Origin of the sequence: Sporosarcina sp. FSL K6-6792, from assembly GCF_038004885.1 — a bacterium.
In the GTDB taxonomy this organism is placed as follows: domain Bacteria; phylum Bacillota; class Bacilli; order Bacillales_A; family Planococcaceae; genus Sporosarcina; species Sporosarcina psychrophila.
The window spans coordinates 1,530,186-1,546,215 of the sequence record NZ_JBBOSA010000001.1; the positions used below are offsets into that span (position 1 = coordinate 1,530,186).

The window sequence follows — 16,030 nt, forward strand, 5'->3', positions numbered from 1 at the left end:
CAATTTACACAAAACCGAAGACTTTCTAAAGGGATGCTGACAGAAACAAGACCGAGTGAAATGTACACTTGGTCTTGTTTCTGTCTTCTCTTTAATCACAATGAAGAATACGGATTTTCATTGCCCTTTTCTATGCATTTGCGGATTTTAATACAATCAGACTTGTTGTAATACCAACCATAATCACTGTCGTAAACGACAAGACTAGATGAACAGAAGGTATTAATAAGCTTCCCATTGTGACAATCAATATATCAATGCAAAAGATCATAACACCTGGATTAATGGACAGTTTCCTTGCAATCATTTGTGCTAGTAAATCGGTTCCCCCAATACTAATATCAAGGCGAAGCATGATACCCACCCCAACACCGATAAATATCCCTCCACATATTGCACTTATTAGAGGACTAGTTACCAATTCCCTTCCGATCATATTCAATGGATATAATAAATCCATGATTAGGGATGAAAGCAACATGCCATGGATTCCGTTGTAAAAAAAAGAACGGTAATACTTCCAAGCAAGCATAAAGATCGGGATACTTACGATAAGAAATGTAAGCCCCACTTTGACACCCATCGCATAATGGATAATTAGACTGATACCAATCGCACCACCATCCAACAACCCAAATGGAACAAGAAATAAATTTACACCGATCGCGACTAATAAACTTCCGATAAATAGCGTTAGCGCCTTTTGTAAAATGTACACAGGACCCCACCTATTTCAAATACTTTATAGATGTATATGCCTGTCTCAAGCATTTCTTCACTCAGTTACGACATTTCGTTATAGTAAAAAACGTAAACAGGAATTAAATCCTTCTTAATTGAGCAGAGTGTGGATGAGATCCCTGTTCAAAACGTATTGTCCTACGATTTACTATGCACACGTTTCATCATATTAAAGAGGAGGTTATCAATTGTCAGACGATCTATTCAATAACAAATTGAATGAAGAACAAGAAGATACATTGACGAATAGACAGGGACATCCTGTTACAAACAACCAGAATCTAAGAACAGTCGGCAATCGAGGTCCTGCTGTTTTAGAAAACTATGATTTTCTAGAAAAAATCAGCCACTTCGACAGAGAACGTATTCCCGAACGTGTCGTCCATGCACGTGGTGCAGGCGCGCATGGCTATTTCGAAGCCTATGGAACAGCTGGTGACGAACCCGTTTCCAAGTATACACGCGCAAAACTTTTCCAGGTAAAAGGCAAACAGACGCCCGTATTCGTCCGCTTTTCATCCGTTATTCACGGCGGTCACTCGCCTGAAACACTTCGTGACCCTCGTGGATTTGCTGTGAAATTTTATACAGAGGACGGTAACTGGGACCTCGTTGGAAATAATTTAAAAATATTCTTTATCCGTGATGCGATCAAGTTCCCCGATATGATTCATGCTTTTAAACCAGATCCGATTACGAATATTCAAGACGGCGAACGCTTTTTCGACTTTTGCGCCAGCTCTCCCGAATCGTTCCATATGGTGACATTTGTTTATTCGCCCTGGGGCATCCCTGCCAATTACCGCATGATGCAAGGCTCCGGTGTCAATACGTATAAATGGGTGAACCAAGAAGGCGTTGCAGTACTTGTCAAGTATCATTGGGAACCGAAACAAGGTATTAAAAACCTAACCCAACAACAAGCAAGTGAAATCCAAGGGACAAGTTTTAATCATGCGACACAAGATTTACATGACGCGATCAAAGAAGGTGATTATCCTGAATGGGAGTTGCTTGTCCAAATCATGAGTGACGACGAACATCCAGAACTCGATTTCGACCCGCTCGATGATACGAAATTATGGCCTGAAGATCTGTTCCCATGGTTACCTGTTGGAAAGATGACCTTAAACAAAAACCCTGAAGATTACTTCACTGAAGTTGAACAAGTAGCATTCGGTACAGGTGTGCTTGTCGATGGTCTTGATTTTTCTGATGATAAAATGCTTCAAGGACGGACTTTCTCCTATTCCGATACGCAGCGTCATCGCGTTGGCGCCAACTATTTACAGCTACCCATCAATTCTCCAAAAAAACGGGTAGCAACGAATCAGAGTGGCGGCCAGATGCAATATAAACTTGACAGAGCTCCGGGTCAGAATCCTCATATAAACTACGAGCCATCGATCTTAGGTGGATTAAAAGAGGCTGAACAAGACGGAATAGAATACACTCCTTATATTGAAGGTAAACTTGTGCGGGAGTCCATTGACCGACAAAGCAATACAAAACAAGCCGGAGACACGTATCGCAATTTTGAAGAATGGGAACGAGCAGATTTGATTTCAAACTTAGTGTCAGACCTCTCAAATTGTGACCCACGTATTCAAGTTAAAATGATAGCTCTTGCAGATGAGGCAGATGAAGAATACGGGCGTCGTTTACGAGAAGGCTTGGCTCAAGCTTCAACAAAAGGATCGAGTCAGAAGCCCCTAGGAAATAGAGATGGCGATAAAGCCCCTGATGAAGCAGTGGAGAAAGGTCATGACGCCGATCCATATTAATAAAACAGCTCACTCAATGGAGTAAATTCCATCTGAGTGAGCTGTTTTATTCTACTGAACTTGAATTAGTAAGCTTTGCTTATCGTGTACCTACATTTTAAAAGTATCGAAATACTTTTCTTACCGATCTACTCTTTTAAAATAAAGATAAATTTTCTCTAATTTTTTTGTTTGTTTTCCTTTTAAACTTTCCATATTACCAAATTCAAAAAACTTCACTCTTTTGATTCCTACAAAACTAAACAGCGCTTTTTTCATCAATATTTTATGTGCATTATTCAACCAGAGAAGTGGATATTTTGTAGGGCCCTTCATAGTCGATACACATACAACTGACTTTCCTTTCAAAAGTCCTTCTGGTAGTAGTCCCTTCTTATCCCTGTAAGCAAAATTCGCAGAAAATAATTGATCAATGTATCCCATAAGCATTGCTGGAGGTCTTCCCCACCAGATTGGGTAGACAAAGACAATCTTATCAGCCCAAGTAATTTGTGTTCTATATTTTTCAATGCGAGGATCACGATACATATCACGTCTTCGTTTATGTTCACTAAACACTAGGAGTGGATCAAATTTTTCTTCATATAAATCTAATACCTGTAACTCCTTTATGTTCGGATTTTCATTACTTCCTTTGATAATTTTTTGCAAAAATGCATAATTTAAACTTTTGTGATTAGGATATGTGTATATAACTAGCGTTTTCATAACGCACCCCTTTTACTTATCATATGATAAGTAAATAATAGCACTCTCTTCTTTTTGTTGTCAAATGATAATTGTATTAGGACAATGTTTTTGATATCTTGTGAGTAAGAGGTGAGAATTATGGACAAAAAAGCTCTTTTTTATAAATGTGTATCATTTACAACTTCTGTTCATCGCGTGACACACGAATTAACCAAAAATACCAAATCAGATTCCGTCACACCAGTTCAATATAATATTCTTGAGTATATAGCCGTTAGTCAACCTGTTACTCCTAGTGAAATCAGTGATTGTCAGCATATATCTATGCCAAACACGAGCCGTGAACTGAAAAAATTAAGCGAAAAAAATCTAATCGAAAAATCAAGTGATACCGAAGATCGACGAAAACAATATATTCGCCTCTCAGAAGATGGGGAAACCATGATGAACGAGTCTTTTGCATGTGTAGAATTTCGTTTCCTAGATCGAATACAAAATGCTTCGAATAAAGATTTAGATGCTATTAACCAAGCATTAGATATTCTTCAAAAAAAACTATTTTATTAATAGACATGAACTACGGTTTAATCCTCTCAGAGGTAATGGGAGAACAAATAATGGATAAAACAAAACGATTCACCTGGCATAAAATTGGGGGATCGTTTTTTAATAGTATACAAGCACACGTGTTGATAACCAAAATAAACCAAAAAACAACTTGATCAAACACTAGGCGTCCCGAGTACGGTTGCTTTTAGATCGCTTTGGATTGAATGACTCCTATACCAGTACCGAGATATCTTGATCTATAGGATGCGCATGGTGGTCGTTCATCCGTCGCCCTCCAAAGGCACAAGTACACGAAGTACTAAAGCTTTTTGGGACGAAAGAAATTCAACAGACGTGGTATACAAGATGAATTTTTCATATTAAAACTTGGCAGATTCCGATATATATCATAGATCATCCGTGTTTAAGTAACAGATTAATTCGTTTCAATTATTTCTTTAATGATTGTCGCTAAAATATCCGCTGCTCTATATTCTTCTTCCAATGTATTGTCTATCCCGCCTATATTCATTAATACTGACTCACCAATGAGATCCTGATTGTAAGTACTTTGTGCCTTACCATTCTTAACTATTACCCCTCTCGAAATTCTAGGGTATTTTTGCTCAATTTTAGCGTGTAGTAGTTCTGCGAAATCTCATTTTTCATCGTAATTCTTGCTTGTTCGAGACACTATTAACGCCACCTTTGCATATTCTTTTCCATTAGCGATGAAGGTGCTACCTTTTCTTGCTATGGAATCCCTGTGAATATCAAATACCATCTTTACAACTCTCAATGATTCTGTCTTCCAAGTTTTCTGCATCAAGCAAATATATCCCCCCTCATTTTGTCATACAACCATTATTCGTTTAAGCTACCGAAAAGGTTACATGTTTTTTTGAAAAGTTCCTCCAACTACTAGTGTTGATTTTCTCCTTTACCGAGTAGAGTGTATTTCTATGTTAGATAGCTAAAAATGATCTGTTAATAGAGATTAAGATACATGATAGAAATACATTCCAGCGTTTAAAGTAAATTTATCAAACAATTTCGATGAAGGGTTTCACTATATTTAATGAAATGAAAACCGTCAAATCCACTTTAGCACTGTCTAAACTTAGGGCTTCGGCATCCCCTTTTCAAGTCTAGTTTCATTTACTTCTTTAATTACAAAGTAGTTCCATCTATTTCCTTCTTTTTATTTCACATCAAAAAACATCTTTGTTACACTATATTAATAGAAAGTTCTATTTGGAGGTGCTCAATATGAATACGGTCATCAAAAAAGTTAAGCCTATTCTACTACATCCAACCACCCTGATTTTGACCTTACTTTTCTTAAAAGTGATCGCATTTCGTGTCGTCGTTTTTCATAACAAATCTGTCTTCCATATTGCACTCATTGAATTTCCACTATGGGCATTCTTACTTTCACTCATCGTTCTCTTCGTAAAGAAACGGATGTGGACCGGCATCTTCGTATTCAATACGATATTGTCTGTATTATTTATCGCCATTATTTACTACACGCGTTACTTTTCAACAATTCCATCCTATTATGACTTACAGCAACTTTATCAATCGAATTCTGTAGGAGGAACAGTCGGTCTTCTAAGCAAGCCCTATGATTTCCTCTTTTTCCTGGACCTACTACTTATCCTTCCAATTGCATATTACTATAATGCAAAAAAAATAAAATCTTCAGCTAAAGTAACTAGACAATTAGCGATTCTATTTGGAAGTATTGGTCTTATTACAACACTACTAGCTTTTAGGCAACCACTTATTGACGTTTCTTATTTTGCAAAAGAGAATGGCTATTTACAATCGCAAGCGGTGCAAGTTTTCACGCGGAGCTTCGGTATCGCGCTAGCTTCTGATGTTAATTTATCAGAACAAGACGTGGAGAAACTCAAAGGGAATGACTACGTTCCCGCAAATGAGCATAATTCCTACGGTATTGCTAAGGATCGTCATGTATTCGTCATTCAAGTCGAGTCATTACAAGGCTTTGTCATCAATAGAAAAGTGAACGGACAAGAAATTACACCTTATTTAAATGCCTTATTGAAAGATAGTACATATTTCGATAACGTATACCAACAAATCGGGGCGGGCAACACTTCTGACGCAGAATGGCTTATGCACACGTCCATTTACCCAGAAGGTATGGATCCGACTGTTAATGTTATTAATGGAGAGCCAGTCCCTTCCTTACCTAGAACTTTGCAAAGAAATGGCTATGGTACAGCCACTTATCATGCCGATGACATTACCTATTGGAATCGTGAAAAACTATATCCAGCACTCGGTTTTGACTACGTTTATACCAACAAAGAAATTCCAGCAGAACAAGAAATAGGATTTGGACCAGCGGATGAAGTACTGTTCGATTTTGCTGCTAAACAACTGCCCACGCAATTTAAGAAACATGAAAAAATATATTCAAACATCATTACACTGACAAGCCATACACCGTTTGAAATGCCTGAAGATCTTCAATATCTAGTATTACCGGATAGTTATGACAGCACATATGTCGGCAATTATCTTCAATCAGTCCGTTATACAGATGAGCAAATCGGAGTATTCATTGATACATTAAAAGAGGCGGGCTTATATGATAATTCGTTGATTCTAGTCTACGGGGATCATTCGGGTGTTCACGGGGCTCCTGTCACGAAAGACGATGAGGCTATTCTTTTGGATCTACTCGACCATCCTTACAACTTACAAGATCGTTTTATCGTGCCGGTCATTTTTTCAGGAGGCGGACTTTTTTCCGGGGAAACGATTAGCCACTTAGGCGGACAAATTGATCTGATGCCTACATTATTAAATTTACTCGGAATAGAACATGATGCACAGATGATAGGTCACGATTTATTTCATTACGAAAACAATTTACTTGGCATGCGTTACCACCTGCCAGGCAGCTCCTTCATAAACGATGACACATTGTATGTCGCACCAAGCGCTAAATTACCTGCTATCCTCTACAATTTGGAAACCATGAAAGAGAAATCTCGGACAAATAAAACACAGCAATCCATCGACAACGCCTTACAAATCATGCAACAATCCGATCAAATCTTAAAATCGTATAGCAATCGAAAATAATAGAAAACGGGTTATCTTTAACGAAAGATAACCCGTTTTTTCATTCTCCATCCTCAAAGAAAACAATGCGATTGTTAAATGGATCAATAACTGTCAGTTCCTTCGTTTGCCATGGAGTCGTTTCAAGACCTGGACGTGCGAAGTTATATTCTTTCGAGCGAAGCACTGCATGGAAGCTTTCGATATCTTCAATCTCTATCCGAATGGCAGCCCCCGGACTACAATCCCCGTGATGCTCTGATAAATGAATGATACAATTTCCGTTTGAAACCTGCATATACAACGGCAAATTATCCTCGAATCGATGCTCCCAATCTAATATAAATCCTAAATAGTCAACATAAAATTCTTTTGCTTTCTTCTCATCGAATATACGGAGAATCGGTGTGACACGTTTACCATTCATACAATGCACTCCTCGCTAATCCATAAAGTCATTTAATTTCACTATATATGTTGAACAAATGAATACGGCGTATGCGCTTTACAAGGGCTTTTGGGAGGCCACTGCAAAAGCATTAGGACTTGGAATGGTTTAGGATTCCCACTAATACCGCTTCGACGCTTTGTGGATGCCTCCCGCGATAAGCCAGAAAGGAGACCACTTTCAGTCTTATCGCTCCGGCTACCACGAAGTCGCGCCTTCGCTGGATGGTCTATTTGAGAAAGCGCATTTCGTTATCTGTTATGAAATCTGCAAGTTGGAGTAAGTATTTCTTGACTATAAGTAGTATTAACTAGTAATCACCTTACAATCTCACCATATACATCTCAAAATCACATTTCTCTCGTTTATGAATAACCTAGCGCAGGCGTGGCAAAGGCATCCCCAAAGCGCCAAGCGTTCTACAATCCACACCCCGAATTAATACTCTCTTATTTTGAGCGCAACGTCAGATTCAATAGGATTCTTTAATTCAACATATATAGACTGCTTCTATATAAATGAAGCTCCGTCTGGTAATCGGACGGAGCTCCACATGTATTTAGTTACTTTATAAAGTTAATCTTCAATCAGAGGGGGGTTCTCATCCCCCACTTATTCTTCTCGTGTCCTTAAAGACTCGATGTCGGAGTCTTACTGCCCGTTAATGCGGGATAAATTTCTTAAAAGCAAGTACTGCATTATGCCCGCCAAAACCAAAGCCATTTGAAATCGCATAGTTTATCTCCATTTTCACAGCTTCATTTGGAACATAATTCAAGTCGCATTCTTCATCTGGATTTTCGTAATTGATAGTAGGTGGTGCAATATCTTCCAGTATACTTTTAAGCGTTATGATTGCTTCAACCCCACCTGCCGCACCAAATAGATGTCCTGTCATCGATTTGGTTGAGCTTACCTTTAACTGATAGGCATGGGAACCAAAAGTAGCTTTAATAGCTTTCGTTTCTGATTTATCGCCCTCTGGTGTGCTCGTTCCATGCGCATTAATGTAATCAATATCAGTCGGATTAAGTCGTGCCATTCCTAAAGCTAATTTCATCGCTCTTGCTGCTCCATCAAAATCCGGGGATGTAATATGATAGGCGTCTGTTGTTGAACCGTAACCCACGATTTCGCCCAGGATGGTTGCTCCCCGTTTTTTAGCATGTTCATACTCTTCAAGTACTAAAATTCCTGCGCCTTCCGACATAACAAAGCCATCACGCTCACGATCGAAAGGGCGGCTCGCCTTTTCAGGTGAATCATTTAAAGTAGACATGGCTCTCATTCTTGAGAAACCAGCAAAAGATAATGGATTTATTGAAGCTTCTGCTCCCCCCGCTACGATAGCATCGGAATAACCATGTAAAATATTCAAGTATGCTTCACCTATAGCGTGGTTACCTGTTGCACAGGCAGAAACTGGCGAAAAGCTGGGACCTTTAAAACCATATTTAATTGCTATAATACCTGCCGCCATATTACTAATCATCATTGGTGCCATAAATGGAGAGACCTTTCTTACGCCTCTTTCTAGTAAATGTTTATGATTTTCGAGTACAGTGTCAATTCCACCAATTCCAGATCCAACGTAAACGCCTATTCGCTCCTTATTAACGATGTCCGAATTGAGTGCTGATTGGTCTAACGCTTGTTTTGCCGCTGCATAAGCGTACTGCGCAAACAAATCATATTTCCCCAATTCTTTTTTATCAAAGTATTCTTCCGCTGGAAAGTCCTTGATACGCCCAGCAATCTGTGTGTTAATTTCTTTGAATTCATCGTCCTCAATTTTTCCAATCCCAGATTTACCTTCTTTAATATGATTCCAAAACGTATCTACATCATTTCCTAGTGGCGATACGACTCCATATCCCGTTACAACAACTCGACGTTCCATATACTAATACCTCCCATAAAATCGTCATGTATTCACATATTCCTAACTCCATCATTTCCATTTACAAGCAGTTTTAATTGATCAATTACTATTGAATACAAATATTCTCCTACTACACGTCTATATTGTAGCGCACCTTTAATACTCGATATTAGAAGAGCGGCTAATGCCCCTGTATCATGTGTTAGTTTTCCTTCTTCCTTTAAAACATCAAGAAGCTTTTTTAAATAGTCTATCTCCATTTGACTCAATTGTTGTACACTCTCTTGCATAGCGATCGGTAAAAAGTTATAGTCTGCTTGTAAAGATGATATCGGGCAAACTTCATTGTTACCAATCTGATTAGCTCTTCTTGAAATAAACTCCCATGGTTTATCTTCACTGTTTATTTGAGCTTGATCAATGTTCAAATAAGATTTTTCCAGACCTTCTTTTAACTTTATACAAACGGCTAGACCTAAATCCTCTTTCTTCATGAAGTGATAATGAATGCTAGCTTTCGTTACACCAAGTTCCTTAGCCAAGTCGTCATAACTAAAAGACAAATAGCCCTTTTCTCGAATATTTCTAAGTGCTAGCTCAATGATTTGTGATTTTCTATTTTCCATAACCAAATACTAACTTACTAATAGGTAAGTGTCAATTGACTCTAGTTCTTACACCATATATTACAAAATGAAAAGCCCCTATCTAGGTTAAGATAGGGGTTTAGTTTATTTAAAAATCAAAGTTATCCGGATCTGGACCCACTCGGTGATTCTGATTCAAACTATCAATCCGTTTCATATCATCCGCTATTAATTCAAAATCAAAAACTGTTGAATTTTCAGCAATACGATGTTCTTTCGTGGATTTCGGAATTGTAATAACGCCATTTTGTAGATCCCAGCGTAAAATAACTTGGGCAATTGATTTACCATATTTATCGGCGATTTCCTGAAGATCTGTGTTGTCGAGTAATTGTCCTGCCATGAGTGGAGACCATGCTTCCAATTGAATATCCTGTTTTCGGCAAAAATCACTCAATTCTTTCTGCGTCAAACGTGGATGGTACTCCACTTGGTTCACCATTGGTTTAATTTCCGCATCCTTCATCAAATCCTCAAGATGATGAATTTGGAAATTACTTACGCCAATTGCTTTAACCCGTCCTTCTTTATAAAGTGTTTCTAGCGCTCTCCATGCCTCTTTATATTTTCCTGCCACTGGCCAATGAATAAGGTATAGATCTAAATAGTCTAAACCTAGTTTCGTTAAGCTCTCTTCATAAGCTGCAATTGTTGATGCATAGCCCAACTCTGAATTCCAAACTTTTGATGTGATAAATAAATCTTCTCTCGCAATACCTGTTTCTTTAACTGCCTCACGAATACCTTGTCCTACGCCAACTTCATTCCCGTAAATCGCAGCTGTATCGACACTGCGATAGCCATGTGTAATCGCAGTTTTCACCGCATTTATTAATTCTTGACCCTCTTCCACTTTAAATACACCAAGACCTAGCCAAGGCATTTTCACACCGTTATGCAACATTGTTGTCGATTGTAAGTTTTTCATTATTTATGTCCTCCTATTTTTTAATTAAAGTTGTGTTGCAGATTATACGTTTCCAATCACCCCCTTTAAGATAGATTAATCCTTTGCTGATCTTTTCTTTCTAGCGCCCGACTGACGCCTGTTAGTATGGCTGCAATCAGTACCATTGCTCCCCCAATCCAAGCCGTATGAATGAGCCCAATCGAATCAGTAACCACTCCACCTACGTAGGCCCCCATCGCAATCCCCGCATTAAATGCAGCTATGTTCATAGCGGAAGCAACATCTACTGCACTTGGGACAAAACGTTCAGCTAACATGACGACATACACTTGAAGGCCCGAAACGTTCATGAATGCAAACAATCCCATGAAAAGTATTGTTACTAAACCCACGACCTTAAATGGTGCCGTAAATGTTAATATGAAAAGCACAATCGCTTGCGCAATAAACATATAGAACAGGGAACCAATCGGGTTTTTATTTGACAGCTTCCCACCAATCATATTACCAATTGCAATCGCAATTCCGTAAACAAGTAAGATGATCACGATGGTTCCTTGTTTAAATCCTGTTATCGTCTGAAGCAACGGAGATAAGTACGTGAATACAACAAATGTTCCTCCGTATCCCAGTGCTGTAATGGTCAATACTAACAATATCCGACTATTTGTTATGAGCTTAACTTGATCTCGAATCGTTGTTGGAGTACTTTGACGTAAATCGGATGGAACAAGAATACTATTCGCAATAAATCCTATAATCCCTATCACTACGATTGCCACAAAGGCAAAGCGCCAACCAAACTGTTGTCCAATAAAGGTCCCAAATGGAACTCCTGTAATAGTAGCAACCGTAAGTCCTGTAAACATGATTGAAATCGCACTTGCTCTGCGATTCTCAGGAACTAAATCAGCAGCGATTGTCGATCCAATTGACATAAACACACCATGTGCAAACGCTGAAATGACACGGGCCATAAGCAAAACGGTAACACTTGTTGCACCCGCCGCAATCCCGTTTCCTATGATAAAGACTATCATAATCCATAATAACAATGTTTTCCGTGGCATTCTTGAAGTGAGCGATGTTAAAATTGGAGCACCTATCATTACACCTAAGGCGTACAGGGAAACAGTTAGTCCTGCCGTCGTCACCGATATATCTAAGTCTTGGGAAATCAGAGGCAAAAGCCCAACACTAATAAATTCTGTTGTTCCGATTGCAAATGCACTAACAGCTAATGCAAGTAGTGCAAACATACTTCTCTTTTTATCTAAAGTCACTTTTTTCATCCTTTCTTTTCCTTTGTTGTATGATTGAATTTACTAAGATCATAAAGAATATCTCGTGCAATTCACCTGCAAATGTTAGTATGAGTCAAAGGGATTAAAAAGAAAAGTACGCACTTTTAAGTACTATAGGCACCAAAAAGTTATATAGGTACTTTAAAGTACCCATTAGTAAGGAGGATGAGCATGACAAAAAAGAAGTATAATATATCCGTTGAAGCGACATTAGAAGTGATCGGTGGAAAATGGAAATGTGTCATTCTATGCCATCTGACACATGGTAAAAAACGTACAAGTGAATTGAAACGTCTTATGCCAGACATCACACAAAAAATGCTCACGCAACAATTACGTGAGCTAGAAGCAGATGGCGTTATTAACCGGATTGCTTACAACCAGGTTCCACCGAAAGTAGAATATGAATTGAGTGAATACGGTTTAAGCTTGGAGAGTATATTAGATTCGCTATGTGCTTGGGGGAACGTACATATTATGAAAGTATATGGAGATAAGTTTTCCGTCCTAGAAGAGGGCATTTTAAACGATAAACTAAAGTGATAATCCATATAAAGTAAATCCTCAATCAGAGGGAGTTTTCCTCATCCCCCCTTATTCTTCTCGTATCCTTGAAGACATGATGTGGGGGTCTTACTGCCCGTTAATGCGGGATAAATTGAGCGTAGGTCCCTTAACAGGGGAAATCAAAGCGGATTTTAAAGAAACACTGGTGTCTACCTCTTTATGCAGAAAAAAACACCTCTCACAATTGTTTGTGAGAGGTGCTTTTGCTTACTTCACCTTATACAAGCCGAACCATCATTATGAAAGAGTAAAGTTCTTTACTGCATTTCAAATAATTTGTTAAATAAACCAACCGCTGCCACCGCCCCGTTAGCTGAATAAGAAATATATTACTATTGGTACACTAAATTACCTGTTAGTTGAATAAGAACAACCTCTTGTATAATAAAAGTTGCATGCAATCAAGCATGACACTATTGTGCATTAAAATAAAGTCACCACGTTTATAAAAAAGTTGCGAAGCTTTACACCTTTGGATTTTTATCTAAGGGGTATTTCCTTGTAAAAGACTTACTTAATTAAGTAGTTCAGTGTAAACTGAATTTATAGAAATAATTGAAAAGATATATGTAATTTGTGAATGAATTCACTTAAACTAACGAGGCAGGTTAGTTAAGTGGAGAAATGGTATATTTTGTTATAGAGAGATTCTTTAGTGGAAAGTTATGGGCTACCTAGGTCAGCTCTTTTCCTTCTTGAAATAACGGACCAGATTGTGATAAACAAATGATGGAGGTGAAAAAATGGGTGTTAAAAGAAAATTCGGAGCACTAATTTTAACGAGTGTTATTGTAATGTCTGTGGTATTTTGGTACACGCAACAAAAGCCATATAGTACAGAGCAGGTTATGAACTCATTGTGGGATAAGTATGAAGTACAAAGTTATCAAATTGGTGATACTGATCCGGTTATATCGATAGATGTATATGATAAAAATGATATACCTGAAGTTGAGAAGTATTTAAAAGCTAAATTGTCTAAAGATGATTTTAAACACTATGAAATCCAGGTATTTTCTCGGTGGTCGTGAATTCTTGGGTGAGACGATAATATAACCATTTTCCCAATCGGCTGCCTTTACATGGCAGCCGATTGGGGAATGGAGTTAACTACTTCCGTGAATTGGCGTTATGTAAACCTGCTGTGTATGGCATATACAAACTCGTTCAGCGATCGAATCGCTGTTTCTTGTTGAACTCCCATGAAAATTAAAAAACGCTCAAAATCTATAAAACAGCATAACAAAAAAACTCAGAAAAAGCTTTTTTAAAAAAAGACTGAGCCATGAGAAGGATACTGTTGAATTGAAAGGTAAATCAAGAATCAGCTCCATCCTTCAGAAAATATAGGCAAGGCTGGTGCAGTAACCAGAGTAGGATTAATCTCCCATAAGTGCTACCCGTATTGGGTGCGACAGTCTGTGATGCACCGTGGTCGTTGGAGTCAGACTAACGGATGGGCTCTATGGCACCATAGTTCATCGACCTTCTTCGCCAGCCGTAGTATCCAATACCCGTTCTGTACACATTTTCATCCTCTGTGGTGTAGCGCTGACTTTGCGCTACATGTATGGCTAACGGGGCAGGTTAGTGCAAGAAGAATCAAATGGAAAAGGGGTGGTTTTTGTTATGGAAGAAAATTGGAAGGTCGAGAGAAAGGTTAATGAAAATAAATTAATGATGAGAGAAGCAGGATTTGTAGCATTAGTAATATTACTTTTTCTTCAATACTTTAAACTAGCTGCTTACTTGTCAGATAGATACTTTTTTGATAGTCATTTTATGAGCTATCTTGTCTTGATTTTAGGTATTCCTTTATCATACTTTGCTGCAAAATATTTAGTTTGGATAATTAAAAAAGTGATATGAATGAAGTGGAGAATATATCAATTCATAATAAATGGTTGTTAAACTAACGAGGTGCTTTAGTTGAAAATTCGCTTTCCGAAATAATTAATCTTTTTTTTCAAAAAAACAAACTTAAATCTGCTGGATAAGAACCCATTTTGATCAATCTTTTGTTAAAATGGCTTCTTATTACTTATTGTAAAATGTGGGTTTGGGAGTTGCTTATGATCAAACCTCTTTTTAAAGCAACACAAATGGCTCTCTCACCCGCATTCACTGGCTCTATTGTCCGCAAACAGTGGCTCAAAACTCCGCACAGCTGGCTCAATCTGTCCGCAATACTCAACAATCGTGCCCGCTTGCGGAACAACTTTATCGACGTGATTACATATTTCACTGGCAGGATGTCAAAATCCATCAATTATTGGCCCCATAACTAGTAATTACCCATAATTCATTTAATTTTCTCCGCTAACTCTAAAATAATTCCCTCTGGCCCACGGCAGTAGCATAACTTATAACTTTCTTCATAGTGTAGTATCTCACTAAAGATTTTCGTTCCTTTCTTTTTCAACTTGGCAACAACAGCTTCAATATCTTCAACAGCAAAGGCAATATGCCGGATACCCGGGGTATTTGCAAAAGTTTGCTGAATTTCTCTTTCATCTGACGGATTATAAAATTTGATTAGCTCTATCCATACTTGACCGTCTGGCGTCCCTAATCCTACACATGCTACTTTAACGTCATTAAGCCCAAATACCTGATTTATCAACTCTCCTTCCATTTCCCACTCCCCTTGCACCTCAAGGCCAAAATCGAGAAAAAAATCTTTAGCGGCAGATAGATCATTTACGATTACACCCACATGATCTATTCTATTGATTTTCAAATCTCATACCTCCTTTGTTCCTGTTATTTTGCAATATCTTGTATTCTTGATAAGTTTGTTTGTAATTCTAATTCGCTAAAAACAGAAAACGTTTTTTTATTTTCATGGGAGTTTAAGTATAATTATTCACAAGATTCTATTATTTATTACGAATTACTACTTTTTCTTTTTTTCCTTCCCATTGAATTATTATAGGGATTTTTTGTGAAAGGCTATCACACGCTCCGCTACATAGTACATTAATCTCAAATTCATTTTCTTTATCTAGTTCGCCTTCCCCAATATCCGGGCTACCGGAAGAGTTATTTATTTCATACTTGAAAACAGGTGGTTTACTTCCCTCGCCAATATAAGAAACTATATATCTTCTGGTATTTTCAGCTTCGACTTCCAACTTAATATGCCAATTATCACTTTCACTTTCGAAATAATGTTTTTCAAATTCCTTTTTATTTACACTTTCTTTCTCTGTACAAGCACCAAGTATCAACAATAATACAAGACATCCAACCAATAATAAAATTTTCTTAATCCTAATAAATGATTGACTATTATTCATAGTTCGCCTCCATACATTTGGTTACTATTTACAGAAACACTATTTTGTTCTGTATTGCTTTCATATGAAATACAACAACATACTAAAACACATAGCATACATAGCAC

The 16,030-nt window shown here is 37.9% G+C and carries 15 protein-coding genes and 1 pseudogene; 6 read left to right on the plus strand and 10 right to left on the minus strand.

Features of this window, described 5'->3' with window-relative positions; translation table 11 throughout:
* Nucleotides 1-130 precede the first annotated feature (130 nt).
* Nucleotides 131-718: a YitT family protein gene (locus tag MKZ26_RS07265; protein ID WP_067207335.1), complete on the minus strand. Its 588-nt coding sequence runs from the start codon at nucleotides 716-718 to the stop codon at nucleotides 131-133.
* Between the two features lie 211 nt (nucleotides 719-929).
* Here MKZ26_RS07265 and MKZ26_RS07270 point away from each other — a divergent pair, with 211 nt between their 5' ends.
* Nucleotides 930-2,525 (plus strand): catalase, encoded by a 1,596-nt coding sequence (locus MKZ26_RS07270; RefSeq protein WP_340765401.1) that lies wholly within the window; start codon nucleotides 930-932, stop codon nucleotides 2,523-2,525.
* 120 nt (nucleotides 2,526-2,645) lie between these two features.
* Here the strand turns inward: MKZ26_RS07270 and MKZ26_RS07275 are convergent, their stop codons facing one another.
* The gene (locus MKZ26_RS07275) at nucleotides 2,646-3,233 is read right to left on the minus strand and encodes an NAD(P)H-dependent oxidoreductase (protein ID WP_067207329.1); all 588 of its coding nucleotides are present in this window, start codon (nucleotides 3,231-3,233) and stop codon (nucleotides 2,646-2,648) included.
* Between the two features lie 120 nt (nucleotides 3,234-3,353).
* Between MKZ26_RS07275 and MKZ26_RS07280 the strand changes: the two genes are divergently transcribed.
* Nucleotides 3,354-3,782: a MarR family winged helix-turn-helix transcriptional regulator gene (locus MKZ26_RS07280; RefSeq protein WP_340765403.1), complete on the plus strand. Its 429-nt coding sequence runs from the start codon at nucleotides 3,354-3,356 to the stop codon at nucleotides 3,780-3,782.
* A 418-nt stretch (nucleotides 3,783-4,200) separates the two neighbouring features.
* On the opposite strand, the pseudogene MKZ26_RS07285 reads toward MKZ26_RS07280, so the two are convergent.
* Nucleotides 4,201-4,590 (minus strand): annotated as a pseudogene (locus MKZ26_RS07285) (stage II sporulation protein P).
* Nucleotides 4,591-5,033: 443 nt separating this feature from the next.
* On the opposite strand from MKZ26_RS07285, the gene MKZ26_RS07290 reads away from it, so the two are divergent.
* A complete protein-coding gene (locus tag MKZ26_RS07290; RefSeq protein ID WP_340765405.1) occupies nucleotides 5,034-6,887 on the plus strand; it encodes an LTA synthase family protein in 1,854 nt (617 codons plus the stop codon).
* A gap of 40 nt (nucleotides 6,888-6,927) precedes the next feature.
* On the opposite strand, the gene MKZ26_RS07295 is transcribed toward MKZ26_RS07290, so the two are convergent.
* From MKZ26_RS07295 to MKZ26_RS07315, 5 genes are all read right to left on the minus strand, one after another.
* Complete coding sequence (locus MKZ26_RS07295) at nucleotides 6,928-7,293, minus strand: glyoxalase superfamily protein (protein WP_340765407.1); 366 nt, start codon at nucleotides 7,291-7,293, stop codon at nucleotides 6,928-6,930.
* 682 nt (nucleotides 7,294-7,975) lie between these two features.
* Nucleotides 7,976-9,214, minus strand: coding sequence for a beta-ketoacyl-ACP synthase II (fabF, locus tag MKZ26_RS07300; RefSeq protein WP_067207319.1), 1,239 nt, complete (start codon nucleotides 9,212-9,214; stop codon nucleotides 7,976-7,978).
* A gap of 32 nt (nucleotides 9,215-9,246) precedes the next feature.
* Nucleotides 9,247-9,822, minus strand: a complete 576-nt coding sequence (locus tag MKZ26_RS07305) for a TetR/AcrR family transcriptional regulator (RefSeq protein ID WP_338653005.1) — start codon at nucleotides 9,820-9,822, stop codon at nucleotides 9,247-9,249.
* Nucleotides 9,823-9,931: 109 nt separating this feature from the next.
* The gene (locus MKZ26_RS07310; protein ID WP_445683405.1) at nucleotides 9,932-10,771 is read right to left on the minus strand and encodes an aldo/keto reductase; all 840 of its coding nucleotides are present in this window, start codon (nucleotides 10,769-10,771) and stop codon (nucleotides 9,932-9,934) included.
* Between the two features lie 65 nt (nucleotides 10,772-10,836).
* Nucleotides 10,837-12,012, minus strand: a complete 1,176-nt coding sequence (locus tag MKZ26_RS07315) for an MFS transporter (protein ID WP_418064803.1) — start codon at nucleotides 12,010-12,012, stop codon at nucleotides 10,837-10,839.
* Between the two features lie 216 nt (nucleotides 12,013-12,228).
* On the opposite strand from MKZ26_RS07315, the gene MKZ26_RS07320 reads away from it, so the two are divergent.
* From MKZ26_RS07320 to MKZ26_RS07330, 3 genes are all read left to right on the plus strand, one after another.
* Complete coding sequence (locus MKZ26_RS07320) at nucleotides 12,229-12,600, plus strand: winged helix-turn-helix transcriptional regulator (RefSeq protein WP_067207314.1); 372 nt, start codon at nucleotides 12,229-12,231, stop codon at nucleotides 12,598-12,600.
* A 767-nt stretch (nucleotides 12,601-13,367) separates the two neighbouring features.
* Nucleotides 13,368-13,655: a hypothetical protein gene (locus MKZ26_RS07325; protein WP_340765410.1), complete on the plus strand. Its 288-nt coding sequence runs from the start codon at nucleotides 13,368-13,370 to the stop codon at nucleotides 13,653-13,655.
* A gap of 559 nt (nucleotides 13,656-14,214) precedes the next feature.
* Nucleotides 14,215-14,493, plus strand: a complete 279-nt coding sequence (locus MKZ26_RS07330; RefSeq protein WP_340765412.1) for a hypothetical protein — start codon at nucleotides 14,215-14,217, stop codon at nucleotides 14,491-14,493.
* A 433-nt stretch (nucleotides 14,494-14,926) separates the two neighbouring features.
* Here MKZ26_RS07330 and MKZ26_RS07335 read toward each other — a convergent pair whose 3' ends face one another.
* Together MKZ26_RS07335 and MKZ26_RS07340 are read right to left on the minus strand one after the other, a co-directional pair.
* Nucleotides 14,927-15,364, minus strand: a complete 438-nt coding sequence (locus MKZ26_RS07335; protein WP_340765413.1) for a VOC family protein — start codon at nucleotides 15,362-15,364, stop codon at nucleotides 14,927-14,929.
* 139 nt (nucleotides 15,365-15,503) lie between these two features.
* Nucleotides 15,504-15,923, minus strand: coding sequence for a hypothetical protein (locus tag MKZ26_RS07340; protein ID WP_340765415.1), 420 nt, complete (start codon nucleotides 15,921-15,923; stop codon nucleotides 15,504-15,506).
* Between the last annotated feature and the right edge of the window lie 107 nt (nucleotides 15,924-16,030).